General features: G+C 34.6%; 23 protein-coding genes. 9 read left to right on the top strand and 14 right to left on the bottom strand.

Translation table 11 applies throughout. The annotated features are described in order from the left end of the window. Positions 1-169: 169 nt before the first annotated feature. Together AC6EIY_RS02565 and AC6EIY_RS02560 are read left to right on the top strand one after the other, a co-directional pair. Positions 170-394, top strand: a complete 225-nt coding sequence (locus AC6EIY_RS02565; protein ID WP_498507422.1) for a hypothetical protein — start codon at positions 170-172, stop codon at positions 392-394. Then, on the top strand, positions 378-608 hold the full coding sequence (locus tag AC6EIY_RS02560) for a hypothetical protein (protein WP_498507421.1): 231 nt from the start codon (positions 378-380) through the stop codon (positions 606-608). The genes AC6EIY_RS02565 and AC6EIY_RS02560 overlap by 17 nt, the downstream gene beginning before the upstream one ends. Before the next feature lie 23 nt (positions 609-631). On the opposite strand, the gene AC6EIY_RS02555 is transcribed toward AC6EIY_RS02560, so the two are convergent. Together AC6EIY_RS02555 and AC6EIY_RS02550 are read right to left on the bottom strand one after the other, a co-directional pair. Beyond that, positions 632-2,161 (bottom strand): phytoene desaturase family protein, encoded by a 1,530-nt coding sequence (locus AC6EIY_RS02555; RefSeq protein WP_498507419.1) that lies wholly within the window; start codon positions 2,159-2,161, stop codon positions 632-634. Positions 2,162-2,258: 97 nt separating this feature from the next. Further along, entirely contained in the window at positions 2,259-3,020 is a 762-nt protein-coding gene (locus tag AC6EIY_RS02550; protein WP_498507417.1) for a PAP/fibrillin family protein, read from the bottom strand. A 588-nt stretch (positions 3,021-3,608) separates the two neighbouring features. On the opposite strand from AC6EIY_RS02550, the gene AC6EIY_RS02545 reads away from it, so the two are divergent. Then, positions 3,609-4,226, top strand: coding sequence for a hypothetical protein (locus AC6EIY_RS02545; RefSeq protein ID WP_498507416.1), 618 nt, complete (start codon positions 3,609-3,611; stop codon positions 4,224-4,226). Between the two features lie 71 nt (positions 4,227-4,297). On the opposite strand, the gene AC6EIY_RS02540 is transcribed toward AC6EIY_RS02545, so the two are convergent. Beyond that, positions 4,298-4,624 (bottom strand): hypothetical protein, encoded by a 327-nt coding sequence (locus AC6EIY_RS02540; RefSeq protein WP_498507415.1) that lies wholly within the window; start codon positions 4,622-4,624, stop codon positions 4,298-4,300. Between the two features lie 172 nt (positions 4,625-4,796). On the opposite strand from AC6EIY_RS02540, the gene AC6EIY_RS02535 reads away from it, so the two are divergent. Beyond that, the gene (locus AC6EIY_RS02535) at positions 4,797-5,384 is read left to right on the top strand and encodes a rhomboid family intramembrane serine protease (protein WP_498507414.1); all 588 of its coding nucleotides are present in this window, start codon (positions 4,797-4,799) and stop codon (positions 5,382-5,384) included. A gap of 91 nt (positions 5,385-5,475) precedes the next feature. On the opposite strand, the gene AC6EIY_RS02530 is transcribed toward AC6EIY_RS02535, so the two are convergent. The 8 genes from AC6EIY_RS02530 to AC6EIY_RS02495 form a co-directional block, all read right to left on the bottom strand. Beyond that, the gene (locus AC6EIY_RS02530) at positions 5,476-5,736 is read right to left on the bottom strand and encodes a hypothetical protein (RefSeq protein WP_498507413.1); all 261 of its coding nucleotides are present in this window, start codon (positions 5,734-5,736) and stop codon (positions 5,476-5,478) included. Between the two features lie 137 nt (positions 5,737-5,873). Further along, entirely contained in the window at positions 5,874-6,077 is a 204-nt protein-coding gene (locus AC6EIY_RS02525; protein WP_498507412.1) for a hypothetical protein, read from the bottom strand. Positions 6,078-6,128: 51 nt separating this feature from the next. After that, a complete protein-coding gene (locus AC6EIY_RS02520; RefSeq protein ID WP_498507411.1) occupies positions 6,129-6,341 on the bottom strand; it encodes a hypothetical protein in 213 nt (70 codons plus the stop codon). Positions 6,342-6,733: 392 nt separating this feature from the next. After that, complete coding sequence (locus AC6EIY_RS02515; protein WP_498507410.1) at positions 6,734-6,925, bottom strand: DUF8681 family protein; 192 nt, start codon at positions 6,923-6,925, stop codon at positions 6,734-6,736. A gap of 181 nt (positions 6,926-7,106) precedes the next feature. Beyond that, a complete protein-coding gene (locus AC6EIY_RS02510) occupies positions 7,107-7,298 on the bottom strand; it encodes a hypothetical protein (RefSeq protein WP_498507409.1) in 192 nt (63 codons plus the stop codon). Positions 7,299-7,565: 267 nt separating this feature from the next. Continuing rightward, positions 7,566-7,766: a hypothetical protein gene (locus AC6EIY_RS02505; RefSeq protein ID WP_498507408.1), complete on the bottom strand. Its 201-nt coding sequence runs from the start codon at positions 7,764-7,766 to the stop codon at positions 7,566-7,568. A gap of 63 nt (positions 7,767-7,829) precedes the next feature. Next, positions 7,830-8,747 carry an AEC family transporter gene (locus AC6EIY_RS02500; RefSeq protein ID WP_498507407.1) on the bottom strand — a complete coding sequence of 306 codons (918 nt, stop codon included), beginning with the start codon at positions 8,745-8,747 and terminating at the stop codon, positions 7,830-7,832. A 156-nt stretch (positions 8,748-8,903) separates the two neighbouring features. Then, entirely contained in the window at positions 8,904-9,125 is a 222-nt protein-coding gene (locus AC6EIY_RS02495; RefSeq protein WP_498507406.1) for a hypothetical protein, read from the bottom strand. 104 nt (positions 9,126-9,229) lie between these two features. On the opposite strand from AC6EIY_RS02495, the gene AC6EIY_RS02490 reads away from it, so the two are divergent. Beyond that, the gene (locus AC6EIY_RS02490; protein ID WP_498507405.1) at positions 9,230-9,541 is read left to right on the top strand and encodes a DUF3764 family protein; all 312 of its coding nucleotides are present in this window, start codon (positions 9,230-9,232) and stop codon (positions 9,539-9,541) included. Between the two features lie 731 nt (positions 9,542-10,272). Beyond that, the gene (locus tag AC6EIY_RS02485; RefSeq protein ID WP_498507404.1) at positions 10,273-10,479 is read left to right on the top strand and encodes a DUF8647 family protein; all 207 of its coding nucleotides are present in this window, start codon (positions 10,273-10,275) and stop codon (positions 10,477-10,479) included. A 119-nt stretch (positions 10,480-10,598) separates the two neighbouring features. On the opposite strand, the gene AC6EIY_RS02480 is transcribed toward AC6EIY_RS02485, so the two are convergent. Next, entirely contained in the window at positions 10,599-11,102 is a 504-nt protein-coding gene (locus tag AC6EIY_RS02480; protein WP_498507403.1) for a hypothetical protein, read from the bottom strand. A 380-nt stretch (positions 11,103-11,482) separates the two neighbouring features. On the opposite strand from AC6EIY_RS02480, the gene AC6EIY_RS02475 reads away from it, so the two are divergent. Beyond that, entirely contained in the window at positions 11,483-11,656 is a 174-nt protein-coding gene (locus AC6EIY_RS02475) for a hypothetical protein (RefSeq protein ID WP_187152579.1), read from the top strand. Positions 11,657-11,714: 58 nt separating this feature from the next. On the opposite strand, the gene AC6EIY_RS02470 is transcribed toward AC6EIY_RS02475, so the two are convergent. Together AC6EIY_RS02470 and AC6EIY_RS02465 are read right to left on the bottom strand one after the other, a co-directional pair. Next, the gene (locus tag AC6EIY_RS02470) at positions 11,715-12,353 is read right to left on the bottom strand and encodes an SOS response-associated peptidase (protein WP_498507402.1); all 639 of its coding nucleotides are present in this window, start codon (positions 12,351-12,353) and stop codon (positions 11,715-11,717) included. A gap of 57 nt (positions 12,354-12,410) precedes the next feature. Then, complete coding sequence (locus AC6EIY_RS02465; RefSeq protein WP_498507401.1) at positions 12,411-13,271, bottom strand: PD-(D/E)XK nuclease family protein; 861 nt, start codon at positions 13,269-13,271, stop codon at positions 12,411-12,413. 710 nt (positions 13,272-13,981) lie between these two features. On the opposite strand from AC6EIY_RS02465, the gene AC6EIY_RS02460 reads away from it, so the two are divergent. Further along, complete coding sequence (locus AC6EIY_RS02460; RefSeq protein WP_498507400.1) at positions 13,982-14,182, top strand: hypothetical protein; 201 nt, start codon at positions 13,982-13,984, stop codon at positions 14,180-14,182. Between the two features lie 440 nt (positions 14,183-14,622). Then, complete coding sequence (locus tag AC6EIY_RS02455; protein WP_498507398.1) at positions 14,623-15,141, top strand: hypothetical protein; 519 nt, start codon at positions 14,623-14,625, stop codon at positions 15,139-15,141. The last annotated feature ends 105 nt before the right edge of the window (positions 15,142-15,246 follow it).

Below are 15,246 nucleotides of genomic sequence, written 5' to 3'. Positions count from 1 at the left end.
TGCCTTTTAAATTTACTAAAATTTAAGTTCTTTTTATTAATTACATTGTTGTGTAATGTTTTTTACTTGTTGTTAGTCATATATAAATAATAGGGATAAGAATTATTTCTCTGAGTTAAATTGATTTTGATGTATGTCTTATTTTATTTTCGCTGAATAAATATCCCTTATGGATTCTTCCTTGGCATTAGCAATTATTTTGACATTTGTTGGGATAATTATTTTTATATTGATATCAAAAAATGATCTTGGAGTAACATCTTTAAAGAAAGATCCTGAATCTCATACAACCCTGATTGGTTCAGTTGCTAAGGGTATTCCTGGTTCTGATATTTTAAACTCAGATTCAGTCTCCAATACAAAGGAGTCGACAGAAAATGCAATTCACAGCTAGTAAAGATGCTGATGAAGATTTGATTTGGTCTTTGATTTTAAATAATCTGGGTTCTCCTCTTTCAAAAGACGTCTCACCGGCTACTTCTGCTTTCTTCAAAACAGAGGATGGCTTGGAATGCTCTGTTAGGAAAAGAAATGGAGAATTGATTGCACATTGTTATTCAGAATCAGATCGAATGGGGCAAAGACGTTGGACTATTGATCTTAAATAATTCCCAATGAACCATAGAACCTTTTATATTTCTAGCTCTTGAATTAGATCCCTTTGAAATTTAGAACCTAGAATTTTGTTGGCGGCCATAGCACCACTGGCGGCTACAGGTGGTATCCCGATTCCTGGAAATGTAGATGAGCCGCACAATAATAGATTTTTAATTGGAGTCTTATTCCCTGGAAAAAGTCCTTCTGAGGCTGACAAAGCTGGTCCATAACTTCCATTTTTTGTATTTAAAAATCTATGATGAGTTAGTGGTGTTCCAAGCATTTTTATCTCGATTCTTTCCTGAATATCAGGTATCAATCTTTTTATTGGTTCCCAGAAGACTGAGCACCGCTCCTCTTTTGTTTTTTCATATTCTTTAGAACCTATTTTAAGATTTTTCCATTTATCCCAAGGCTCATTAGCAGGCGTATATCCGTGAAGAACGTGTTTGTTGGGGGGAGCCATTGTTGGATCCAATGCCGATGGAATGGAGAGAACTACTACATTTCTCTCAGAAGTAATACCTTTTGCCCAATCATCAACCCATATTGAATGTAGCGGAATATCTTCTAGTCCCTCTGCATTAAACCCAAGATGAAGATGGAGAAATGACTTGCATTTTGGAGTCATCGCCCTTTCCTTTCTCCATTTTTTAGATATTTCCTGTGGTAATAAATCAAGGGTGCTCCAAATATCTGCATTGCTAACAATATGATCTGCAAATATTTTCTCACCATTTTTCAACTCAATTCCGATTGCTTTATTCCTTCTTATAATTATCTGACTTACTTTTGAATTAAGTCTTAGATTCCCTCCAAATGAGTAAATTCCATTTAACAGAGCCTTAACGATTGATTCACTTCCTCCCTTTGGGTATTCCAAGTAGGCATCTGGTTTAAACCAATCATCAAAAAGAGTTGCCATTGCAGCTGCATTAGTTTCGTCTTTAGATAAACCGCTTATAAGAAAACAAAGTAATTCAACCCAATTCTGTAAAAATGGATCTTTAAGATGTTCATCAACTAAATTTCCAAAAGCACCTCCCAGGTATTTAAAAGATTTCATGTGGATGAGGAGTTTTTTACTACGTCTTAAGAGCTGAAATACAGTGTCCTTGTTTTGATTTAATGCTATTAGGGGGATTGCATTAGCTGCTGCACCAATCGGTTTAATCACTCGAATAAATTCTTCCCATTCTTTAATGGCTTCATTTCCACTAATTGAATTGATCTGATCAAGGAATCTTCTATCTCCAACTCCAATCGTGTATTCACCCTCAGGAATTTGAACATTCCAATCTTGATATTTAATTAATTCAACCTTTTGGTTAAGAGCTTTGAGGACTTGACCTAATGGATTAGTGGTAGGCCAATTACCTATTCCACTCCAAAGAGAGGGACCAGATTCAAATTTATAACCATCTTTCTCAAAGCCATGAGCAGCTCCTCCTGGCTTTGTGTGAGCCTCAAGTATTAGGACTTTTTTGCCAGCTTTTGCGAGTAATCCTCCGCAGCATAATCCTCCTATACCACTTCCAATTACTATTACTTCTGGATTTTTCATTTATTTTTTTTATTTAAGAAATTTTTCTTCTTAAGAGTTTCTACAACATATTCTTTAGAACTGCTTCAATGAAGTCCGCATTTAAAAAGAAATTTACTTAAATCTTTGTTTGGTCAAGAAGCGGAATTGATGGACGTACGTAAATAAATAATGCTCCGTACATATCTCTAATGATTCTTAGATCTTCGTCAACGTAGATCACGCTAATCTCACATTTTGGATTTTCTTTGTTCCATGGCAAAAGTTTCCAGACTGTCTTTACTGGATACCACCTTTCCATGAGGATACTCTCAAAAAATGGAATTTTCCCCAACCCATCCACCTCTGACACCTTAGTCTTCTCTAACTCCATAGAAAGTATGTTGTCTTTTAGTTGAAGTTCCTTAGCCAGAGTTATCACTCGACCACCAAAGGTAGGTAAAAGTTTGAACCACCCAAGGATTGGAATGGTTGTAAGACCAAAGATAGTGGTATCAAAGGTGGATATCATTTCCCCTTTATTGAAATTGAGATATTGTCCGACTCTTCCTACTGTTGATAAGCCAAATGATCCTACTTGTAAGAAATGAAGCTTGAAAAATAAATCGCTTTTTGATTTGTCGTTTAACGCCTTTTCAATGGCTAGAAAGAATGGAGAGCTTCTAAATAATTCAACTGATGAGTAAATAAGCTCCCATTCACCATCAATAGAAAGCTGAGTTATTTCATCTGACAGGGGAAGTATATCTTCAACCAGTTTATTCATCTCTACTAATTTATCTTGGTACATGGGAGAGATCATTGCGTTCATCCTTTGACCTCTATCTGTTGCTGCTGCTACCTGGTAAATATGAGCTTTGAGATCCTTTCTGTCTTTCATTTTATTTGAGTGGTTAATTCGTTTTAATCCTCCTAACCCTAACTAAAATTTCCTAAAGACCTTGAGTTTATCAATAGCTTTAACAAGTAATATTTGAGCTTTTGACTTTGATTTGGCTTATAACATTCATATGATTACAACTAAAATCCTACTACTAACAATATTTGTTCCATTGGCGTGTCTTAAGGTTTTTGGCTTCTACAAGAAAATTCTCAAGGTTTCAGAACCGTCTTTAAAGCAAATTAAAGCAAAATTAGAAAGAACATTTTCAATAGATAGCTAAGTTCATTCTCGAAACTCTATATTTTCTGTTTTATGGTGGTTATTGGTTACTATTTCTTACCTTTTAGATCAAGAATAATCCTATAATACCCTCTTGATAGACATTCTCGCTTTAAGTGAGACTTCCCTGTCCTTTTCCCTAATAGTGTCTATGACTTGTTTTTGATACTCCTTATGACTTTTTTTGAATATTTTTTTATGTAAATTAATAAGATACAAATACTATTTACATCTACATGTAAATAGATTGTTCGGTTTGGATACCCACAATGTGCTAGATGTTGTATATAGGTAATTCTTAATTCGATGTCTCATTTAAGTATCAAAGTTAGCGCTAAAGGCGAAGCCATGATCGCTACCCTTCAAAAGGAAATTTTTAACCGAAGAAGAAAAAAAGTAACAGCATCACAAGTTGTTGAAACTCTTGTAGAGAGCGGTGCTAAGTCACAATCTGATAAGCGTTATGCTGCTTCTTGGAAAAACTTAATAAAGGATATTGAGAAAGCTGCAAAAGTTTCTGAGATCCATGGTAATAAGCCTGCAAATGTTAGTGCTGATGAGTGGGCTTTGATTCTGTCTCATCGTACTCGTAAGACTAAGAGTGCTAAAAAAGTTTCGGCAAAACCCTCTGCTAAAAAGACAACAGTCAAAAAATCTGTTACAAAAAAGGCCGCTGCTAAAAAAACCGTTACTAAAAAAGCGGTTTCAAAGAATGCAGTAGCTAAAGCTTCTCCAACGAAGAGTGCTGGAAAAGCAAAAGTTAAGACTTCTAAAGTTAAAACAGCAGTTAAGAAAGTATCCGCTGCTCAAGCTAAAAAAGCAACTTCAAGCACTAATTCTGTTTCAAAGAGAGCCTCTAAGGCTATAGCAGGAAGACCTGCGAGGCGAGCAAGAAAAGCAAATTCTCAAACTGTTAAAGCTTAGCCAAAAGCCAGATCCGTCAAAGCGGCTGGAAAGTGCAATGCTTTCGCTGGCTATTTTTGTGAATATGTTAATTAGTACCCCAAGCCTACATTCCCTTTTGTATAGCCTTGGCAGTAGTACTTGGAATGGTAGTAGTGATTGGTGATAATAGCTTTCTCTCCTTCAATTCCATCTATTCTTGTCTTTCCTAATTTTAATTTTCTTGCAGCTTCCTCGCCTGTAATTAAATCCGCACTAAGACGTCCGCAAATATCATTAACTTTGAAGTCTTTTGCTGAAGGACCTCTGACATAGCCAGCAAAAAATGCCAGAAATATCCCAAGGGTTACAACCCTTCGGTGGTTTCTCCACCATTCGTAACTATTGAGATTTAATCTCTTTTTTAAATCAATGTTCATTCATATCAATAATAGATTTGTTCACATTAGGCTTTAGTCCTTTTCTTTATTGATGAAATTCTTGATAGGTAAATATTTTAGCTTATTCATATACTTAAAGAACTAATCCTGTTCGCTTTCAATTGATCAAATTCACCAAGTACGATTGGATTATTGGCAAATCTATTTAGGAATGCTTGAGAAAATTTCAAAAGATGATTGGCAATACGTTGTACCTTTTTTGGCTTGCACTATTTGCTTCTTTGCAACAGATTTCTTAGGAATAATTGATAAGACTTCTATTGCTTATTGGTCTGGACGTTTGTTTTATGAGCCATACAGGATTATTACATCCCATTTTTTTCATGGTGATTTTAATCATTTATTGGCGAATATCTCTGGAATCATCGTAGCTAGATATTTTCTTAAATCTTTAAGTCTTCAAAGTGACTATTTCTTTCTTGCTTTTATTGTATTGATAATGCCTCTCCAAGCGTTCATTTGTTGGTGCGTTGATATTTTGGTTTATAGAAATCCTATGTCTCTAGCTATTGGATTTAGTGGAGTTTTATTTGGTATCGACGCCTTTATTCTAATGACTACAATTTATGGAAAGAAAAAATTTGTTTACATTGGATGCGAGCTAAAGAAAGATCCAAGATTACTTAAATCTATTTCAGTACTCACAGGTATTGGAATTATTTGGTCATTCTTACCTGGAATTAGCTTGTTAGGTCATATGTCTGGACTTTTGGCGGGATTTCTATTGTTTTGCCTCTAAGCAAACAATTGATTCGATGTTATTGCTTTTTAAGAAACACGTGATCATCTCAATGGTGAAAATTATAAACTCAATTTTAATTGAATTGCCTTCATTTCACTTGATAAACTTTTGATCTTCCATTGCATTTACGCACCGCCCATTCGATTGGAGATTTTAAACTTTCTTGTTCCACGCAAATAGTCTGATAATTAGCCCATTTAGATATTGGCCCTAGCCTTATTGCAATTAGTGCAAGGCTAAACGCACATAAAAATGCACACAACAGCAGCGCAATTCCAGTAAATAAATCATTAAACTTGAACTTCATTTCCGTCAGATTGAAGTTCTTATTTTTCTTTGTCTCACTCATAGAACTAATGGGGTGGAATAAAATGCCTCAATATTTAAAGTCTTATATACTGTTACCTCCTTTATGGTGGCATAGAGAATAAAAGCTGAATGAATTTTATAGATCTATTTATTGATAGTTAACAGTTGGAAATTTGCTTAGGTTCCTTCATTTGTAGTTTCCCCATTAAACATCCTTTTCTCCCCGATCACGATGGTTAACCATCCAAGTGCTAATAGCCCACCAGCTTGATAGTCTCCTTTTAGAAAATCAAATAGAGCGAGGGTGCTTGCAGAAATAGCAAGTGTACGAACAGCAAACCTTGCAAAGGTAATTTTCTTTTTTTTAATAGGTTTATTCATATGTCCATTTTGCAGGGGCTAACTTCGTAAAACAAATTTTGGTTGGATGAGTTATTGAAATTTATTCTTTTGAAAACATCTTGTTAATAGAATTAAATCTATCATTTCTTCTTTGTCGTAAGAAGATTGATCCTTTCCCCTCACACCGCTTCCCTCTGTTAAACTTTGTAGTTCTAGTTTCTTTCTAATCAACATTTTTCTTTCTGCGCTTGAAAGATTTTTAAAATGTTTTTTCCTTTCTTCACGACTTTCACTATTGCTCATTGGATTTGTTTAATTATGATTTGTCTATTAATAATGAATTGATAATTTTTTTTATTAGTTTAATTCATTAAATAATTGTTATCTAGAAGTTCATCAATGACTTTTGCTCCTCTTGATTTATTCTCAAGAGAAAGGGGGATTGGCCTTATCTTGTATTGAAGCAAAGCAAGTGATCCAACTATTACCTTCGCATACTTGAGCTGCCTCGCAAATGTGCTGTGGTGCTTTTGCTGTGCATCCTTGAGTGCGAGAAAATTTATATAGATGCTAGTTGAGAATCAAGCTCTAATTCTAGTAATGATAGTTCTTTTTTATTAATACCTTCACCAGCAGCGTAGCTTTCAAGCAAGATTTGATAGTTCATTATTTAATGAGTTTCGTACTATTGAAAATTAAGATCGAAAAAGTTTTTCTAAATCTTCCTTCACTTTCTCCAATTCATTTAGTTTTTTGGGGTTTGTTTTTTGGCCCCATTTATCTACTTCTCCAGTTCGACCATTTTTAATTGTCATCCTTATCCACCAAAATTGAAGACTCAAGAAAATCAGAGCAAAAAAAATTAGTTCAATAGTTCCTTGTTTCATCCCAAACTATTCTAATAAATCGAACCTTTTCTTATCGTTGTACTCATTCTTCATGTATTGATTACTCATTAGGATCAACTTCAGTGATTTTTAGATTTAAGCCAACGTAAAGAAGAATACCTCCAATAAGAGGGGTCCAAAGACCCAATTGGTTTAAATCATGTGATTGCAGAAATTCCATTTATTCTTTATCTCTTCTAATGATGATTTGGTTTGTTTTATATTCAGATACTACCCTATTGGTTATTTCAACAATAAATGAATTTGGACACCTTAAAGACTCTTGTAACTCAGCTAATTCATCAGAAATAAACTCTATACTCCTTGCAATAACTGCTTTATGTTCTTCTATTGGTTCCCATTCTTTAGCCATTAATTTTCTTAATAATGATCTGCTATCTCGTTAAGCATATTTGAAATATATTTTTTATTTGCAGTTGTTTGCACTTTTATTTTTTCGTATGTGACCTTGACTTGCATCCATGCACTGTCTATTACTTCAATTTCTTCATTTGTAGAATGCAATTCTTCAGGAATATTAAATATGAGTCAAACCAAACATGATCCCTTTTGAGATTGCCCATCCAATACCTAAACACAAAACAACTGTAAAAAGTGTTTTTAAAAGGTCCATATCTTTTTAGTCCCTTCCAAATGCAGTTCTTAAAGAACTTGAAAAATCGAATTGAACCCCATCATTAGATGAACCTAGGTTTTGAATTAGCTTTGAAGTTGCAAATCTTGATTGGGTTGATGAATAAATTGATTGAGATTTTACTGCTGATGATTTTACTGCCGCTGTTTTCTTTGCTGTCGCTTTTGATGCTGTAGCTGAGGTCATTAAAAAAATTGTATTTCTTACAACTTAGACAAACTGAGTTAAAAGGCGATAGTTGTTAACTTTTCACAATCTTAAAATCATCAACCAAGCAGGTATAGATATGAGCGCGATGATTGTACTTAAGACAACAAGCGATGTGGCTTCCTCTTCATCTCTTGACGCTGCTTGGGATATTAGTAAGACAGATATTGCTGTTGGCGCAGCTGATTGAAGTACTAAAGCCTCTCGCATGACGTTTGGTAATCTGATCGCTGAGGAAATAATAAACATAATGACTGGCAATCCAACCAGTTTCATGATTAAAGCATTTTTTATGGATATTATTTGGATTTTTATTCTTGAGAGATTTGCTTTCCTCAACCAACTTAGACGTATTCCAACGATTACAAGTGCTAAAACAATTACAACCCTTGAAGGTATCCAAAGTAAGGCTGTTATTTGATCATTCCATGGTGATGAATGAACAATTAATGCGCCAATCAGTCCTTTTACAGCAGGGCTTGTAAAGATTGCTTTTATGAAATTCTGCCAATATCTATTAGAACTTAAAACTTTTGAAGGATCTGTTAGCAGTATTGGACCGATACTCCAAATTACTAATGTCGCACCAAGGTCAAAACCTATGCTGTAAATCAAAGCATGATTTGGAAGCAGTGCTAGTGATACTGGTATTCCGAAATACCCAGTATTTCCGAATGCACTACCTAATTGAAGAGATCTGTTTGGTATTAAGTTTTTTATACCAGGAAGGCAATTTAACAGAGTCATTAAAAAGCCTATAGCTACTAACGCTAATAGAGCAGATTCAATTAAAGGTAATTCAAGGCCAGACTTAAGTAATATCCCCATCAAGCTGATAGGAATTCCACAGCTTATTAAAGGACGAGATATCGTTAGGGATAAATCTTTTTTAAATCGTCCTAGTAAATAGCCTATTAAAAGACATGGTATTAATTCAGCTAAAAGAAAGATTATTTCCAACTGAGTAAAGCGAATATCATTTTGTTATTTTGGGTGTTCAGGAGAAATTTTATGATTAATTCGTTATCTTAACTTGAGTTTATCTTTGCAAGTACACTTCAGATTAGGGCATCTGGTTCTTTTCACTGATTGAGAAAGTTTTAATTCGTAGTTAGCTTATTTCTCCTTGTATATACTTTTTTCTGAACAACCTAATGTTTCTCCAAAAAGAATATCTGTGCACATGGCATTACATAAAAGATATACGACCCAACTGGTAACAGGGACTCCAATTAAATAACTAAATGGGTGTTTTACTTTGATGTACCCAACAATGGCAACGACTAGAACAACAATTAAGTTGATGATTCGTTTTAGGGTTTTTCTTGGTATCTGCATCAGCTATTTCTAGCAGAAAGTTTTCTTATTTATCTAGTTTTTACAACAACTGTTAGTTAGTTTTGTTTTGTTGGGGTATTGTTTGCCCAAATTAAAGATTTTAGATGTCCTCTACTGTTACCTCAGTTTTTACTTTTAAGGTTGAAAGCACCTTTGATGAGTGGGCTGCAATCTTCGACAGCAAAGAAGCTACCAGAAGGCATAGAGAGTTTAATATTCAGCCTTTGTACAGAGGGTGTAGTGATCATGACCCTCAAAAAATAATTGTTATACATCAGCACCCAGAGGGGAATATTGAGAAATTTATAGAAGCCAATGGAGACTGGATGGCGAGCCACAGAGTCGATCTATCTACAATGGAGATGTCTGCTTGGACATGGACCGACAACAGTAGTGTTCAGTTTAAAGCTGCTTAATCAATCACGTGCCGTGTACTTATCGAATCGCCATAGATCAAATACCAGATTTTTACTATTTTTAGCCATTTAAGCTGCTTAAAACTATTGCATATCTAGATTTTAATGGTTACACTTATCAATTAATTAGGTCTCTACCAAAAAGAAATTTTTTGGTGTAGAGATCTGAGTTGTTAAAAAATTGAAATTGAATCAGATAATTCCATGGTATTGAGATTATTCCTATAAATAAAATTAGGATTGATAGATTCTATAATTTAAGGAGTTGAATAAACTTAAATATGGTGAATTTAAACATAGTTAGTAATCAGTTCGTTTGAGTCCCCATAAATTTCCTTGCTCGAAGGCTTTAACAATCGCTTTGTAAATATCTAAAGACATAACTTTAATTAATTGAATAATTTTTTTAAAGTTACCTTTTTACTTAATGTCTGTTTGTAGGGAGAAATACCAAATCTATAAAGTATAAATTATTAATGTAATTAGATTTTCTAATAATTAAATATTTAGGTACTTTCTAATTTTCAAGTCTTTTAAAATTTATTCAATTTAAAAAATGCAATTTAGCTAAAACAGGTTGCGACGATCCTCACCAAGAATTTAGTTCAGACATTATTTCACATCTAATTGTTCAAAAGCATTATGCTTTTTATATTCGGTTTCCTATCCCAAATTGTTCGGTAGATTTCTTTCAGAATTATTTCGTTGTTTTTAGGATACGACTAGTTGATATGAAAAAATTGTCTTCAAGACCGATTACATCCTGCAAAAGATACGCTGTTAGCTACAGAGATTTAGCTAACAAAAGACATGAATTAGGGTTTTATGCCATTGATGCTTTTGAAGCTAGACAGTTAGCTATGGAGTTCAATAAATTTGTAAGAGATCATCCAAATTCTATTGATAGGATTTCTTTAAGAAATAAAGTTATCGCTTAATGTCATTACGTCTAAGTAATTTTTGTTTTTTAAATTTTGAATCTAGAATTGTCTGTTTAAAAAATATTCTTAAAAGAATTAACTGATCAGATATCTGCGGGTATTTCAAACCTAGCAGCTTATTTATCTTTCACCCATAGAGCAAGTCCTCCACCCTTTCCCCTTGCTGACAACCATTTACCATGTGTGTCAATAGCTATTAGTGCAAAAAATGGTCTTTTCTTCTGATCCGGTGCCGGGAGGGAACTCTTAAAAATAGTTAATGAAGCTATGTTTAATTGAATGGAATCAAAGGAAAAGGGTAGTAATGGCTGCTTCCTTTCTAAATTTGCGTAGCCACTGAATCTCAGAGTTAGTAATCCAAATTTGATTGCGTTGGCGATAGTAAATTTCTCTTCTTCTGGATTCTGTGTATCTTTCTTCAACTCTAGACTGGCTGAAAGAACCTGTAGCAAAGTGCTTGAAATCGTGTTTTCTGTATCTGATCCCTGTTTCCATACTGAATTAAATTTCCATAGTCCTAATAGAGAGTCAAATTCAATGCCACTCCCATCTGCTCTTGCGCTTTTTTCTAATTCTTTAAGTTTGTCTAGAGAAGGAAGATCCATTTTATTTCCGTCCATAACAAATTTTGTTTGACTAATTTTAATCAGATATCTGACGTCTAGTGGTTTTAGGCTTTATTAATTTGTCGGCCATGAGTAGTTTTGAGTTAATTTTTGGTTTAATTGTACATTTATTTATTCATGGGCTTTCTTTCAATATCTAATTTTAATTATGTATCTTAGTAGACTTTTAAATATTTAGGTCATAATTAGAAAATCAATAAGAGAGTGAGACCCTAGTTTTGGCTAATGAAGTTAAACCTAGTACATCACTCTTAACAGTAGGACTAAATTTATTTATGCTTATTTTTTTGCTTTTGGCTATTTAGTTCATAATATTCAAGCTATGGACGGTGCTTATTCTTTTTGTTTGAATGAAGTGTTAATTAACTTCCCAAATGACTACCTTTAGAGAAAGAATTAATTCACATCTCCCGATAGTGCTTCAGTTGTTAAGCACTGCATCTTTGGTTGTGATAGCTCTGTCTGCTATTTGTGGATCTCAATCATTGAAGAAATTGTCTTCTGCCCATGAAATGCCTAGCTCGGCAGAAGTGCATCACGATCATTGAAGTCCTGATCTCATAAAATGTAAAAAAGGGCTTTTATGAGCCCTTTTTAGTCTTGATTTTATAGGAAGGATAATTGGTTGACATTAGGTTTGTTTATTGGCTCGGCTGTCCATTCTTCTGGATCCCATTTAGTCATTAGCGGTTTTAAAGCTTTAAGGTCTTGAGCATTTTTAACTGAAGAGATCCATTCATTTTCTAGCCCATTTGGAATAATAACGGGCATACGGTTATGAAATTGTTTGACTAAATCATTTGGTTCGGTCGTTAGCACACAACAGCTCTCTAGTTCACATCCTTCTTTAGACATCCATCGATTCCAAAGTCCTCCTAACCAGAAAGTTTGAGAATCTTTTCTAGCTATTAGGTGATCTTTTTCTATAAAACCACTGGCTGGTATCAAACATCTCTTATGCCTCCAGCTTGCACGAAAAAGTTTCTTCTCTTCAACACTTTCTGATCTCGCGTTAAATGGCTTTGGTCTTGTGTTGTCAAAAGGGTCTTTATTCCACTGAGATATAAAACCCCATAGCATTATTGATGTTTGTGTCTTGCCTTCATTCTTAAGAACAAGAATTGGAGAACCTGGTTTGATTAATATTTGTGGTTCATAATTTTGACTCAATCCCCTTGGCACATCTTTTTTTAAAAGATCAGGTAAATTTATAAATTTTGTTAATAGCTGATATCTTCCGCACATCCCATTAATCCTTTAGACGCTTTTTGATCAGAATCATTTTTAAAACTATTGGCGTTCTTAAAATAATGGCAAAGTTCCTTGTGTAATTTCTTTTTTACTTGAATTTCCTGAAAATAGTATTTTCGAATATTGATTTGCATAGGCGCAGTTCTTGCATGAAGGATTTGATTCTGGAATCTCTGATTGATTCATTAGTGTGACCATTTCATCTAATCGACTCTCTATCCAATCATTGCTCCATTTGTAGGGAACAAGATATTCATCAAAACGCATGGTCTTATTAAATTCATCTTCATCCCTTTTTGCATTGCAAACTAGAAAATAAGATATTGGATGAACACTAAAACCCATCCCCGAGAGTAAGTAAGCATAAAAGTCCATTTGAATTTTATACGCCTCATGAAAAGGATCCTCTAAATAATCTTTCTTATCAACTCTTCCGTTTTTTGCTTGTGATTTGTAATCCACAATTATTAGTTGTCTTGTAATAGTGTCTTGCCAAATATCGTCTACACCTCCAGTCAAAATTATTCCGGTATCCTTGTAACGATGCATTAGTCCCCGATGAAGAGAGTCTCTCCAGTTATCCATTTCAGGATGATCAAATGGAACAACATGAGATAGTCCATTAGATGCAAATATTCTGTGTGGAACCTGCTTTTGTCTGCAATCGTCAAATTCTTTTTTTAGTAATAGGTCAGTGGTTTCATTAAGAGTCCAACCTGGTGTCCCAGGAGGATCAAGACCTCTTACCCTATCGAGATAAAAGCACCTTTGACACGTCAGAAAATTTGAGAAACGACCTCTACTAATTTTGAAATCTCCTTGTTGATTTGGCTTATATAGAGAAGACTTACGACTTCGAAGGCCTGTGGCTTCAATTGGTTCTTTTTTGCTATTTCTTTTGAGATCAATCATTTTGTGTAATCACATAAAGATTTCAACTGGATTTATTCGATAGATTTAAGTTCTTTATCCAAATTGTCTTTTACTTATCAATTAAAAGATTTAGAACCTTTTTACTTAATTGAGAAGGATTTTTCAATTAATCGTTTTTAAACCTTTATAAGCTACTTTTCGAAGATTTAGGTAAGGACATATTTTGTAGCTTGCGAATTCATTCAAATAACAAAAGTTTTCCACAGATGACATGTGCTTAATATTAACGAAATCCCTCTATAAAAGGTTTTCCAATAAAAAAGACCCTAGGTATGGTGTCCTACGGGTCTGGGTGATGGGGATACTATTTCTAACCCTATTTTCCATATAAATCAACCCCCCCCTACAGATGGTGTGCATTTAAGTCTGAGATAAAACATATGGTGCTTTAACGTTGCCTAATCTGATTGATTTGATTATTGTTTTTTTTAAAGCTGGGTGATGGGGATCCTTCAGCAGTTTATTTTGCCCTAATGAGATGTGGGCTTTTTCTGTCTCTTTTGTTTGTGGTGGACCTATCCTTTTAATTATTTTTATTTAGCCTTTATATCCTTGAAACTTTCAGCGTGTTTGAGCATCTTGTTTGTTCGATTGTTGGTATTACAGGCGACATATTTTAGATGTTTTAAAATACATGTCTTGACATTACCTAATGGTTCTTTATAGTACAAGTGTACTGCTAAAGGTAAATGACTCCGTCTGCTTCCCCGTATGCTGTCTTTAAGGCTGAAGAATGGATATCTGCCGTAGCCCAACCTATTGGAATTGGTCAATGTCTACGACTCACCCCAAAGAAACTTGCTCCGATCAGTTCTTCGGTCAAGAAGAAGAGTGGTAATTCCTTGAGAAAGCGATTCTCAAAAAAACATGTTCAGCTTGCGTTTGCGTGACATGTCAGTATCTCAATTATTCCAGCGACAAGCATTGCAGAACAATTCTTTCGTGTCATGTTCATCGTCGTCTTATTCCTCATGGAGACCATTTGATTTCACGTTGTCTTTTTTATATGCGGCAACAAGTGAAAGAGATTGGTTGGTGTCCAGAGGTGGCCTGACACTTTGAATAGATCAATTCGCTTATTAGTGTTCCCATAAGATCTTTGATCAGCATATGAGGTCTATTAGCTTCATTGACTTCATTGTTTTTATATTCGTTTTTTGCTTTTGTCTCGCCCACTTGATATGGCTTTATAGTCCAGATCTATTTATTTGAGGGTTTCACTTTAATCGATATTGATAGATATATGAAAATTTAGTAGTCGATTAACCATTGACTATTGAATTTAATACCCTATATGTGATAGATGTATTAAGAAAGTAATTATTGAGTTATGTCTCAGTTATCCATCAAAGTTAGTGCTAAAGGTGATGCCTTGATTGCTACCTTGCAAAAGGAGATCTTTAACAGACGTCGTAAGAAGGTTACTGCTTCTCAAGTCGTTGAAACCCTTGTTGAAAGCGGTGCTAAATCTCAGTCTGATAAACGTTACGCAGCTTCTTGGAAAAACCTAATTAAAGATATCGAAAAAGCAGCTAAAGTTTCTGAGGTTCATGGAAATAAGCCAGCAAATATTAGCGCTGATGAATGGGCTTTAATTCTTTCTCATCGCACACGTAAAGGCTCTGCTCCCAAAGCTGCTGCAGCAAAAAAAAACACAGCTAAAAAAGCAGTAGCTAAAAAGCCAGTAGCTAAAAAGGCAACAGCAAAGAAAGCAGTAGCTAAAAAGCCAGTAGCTAAAAAGGCGGCAGCCAAAGCTAAAGCTGAGGTCTCTGCAGTTGTTAAGCCAAGTGCTGGTAGACCTGCTAGACGTGCACGCAAAGCCAGAAAAGCACCTGAAGCTGCTAAATAAACTTACCCAGACCGTCAGGCGGCATGAGAGGTTCAATTCCTCTCACTGGTATTTTAGGTAGATATCTTGCTTATATTTATTTGGATCTGTTTGCTCAGGTAGGCC

This window comes from Prochlorococcus sp. MIT2304, assembly GCF_059772405.1.
This window is presented reverse-complemented; position numbering and strand designations above follow the sequence as displayed.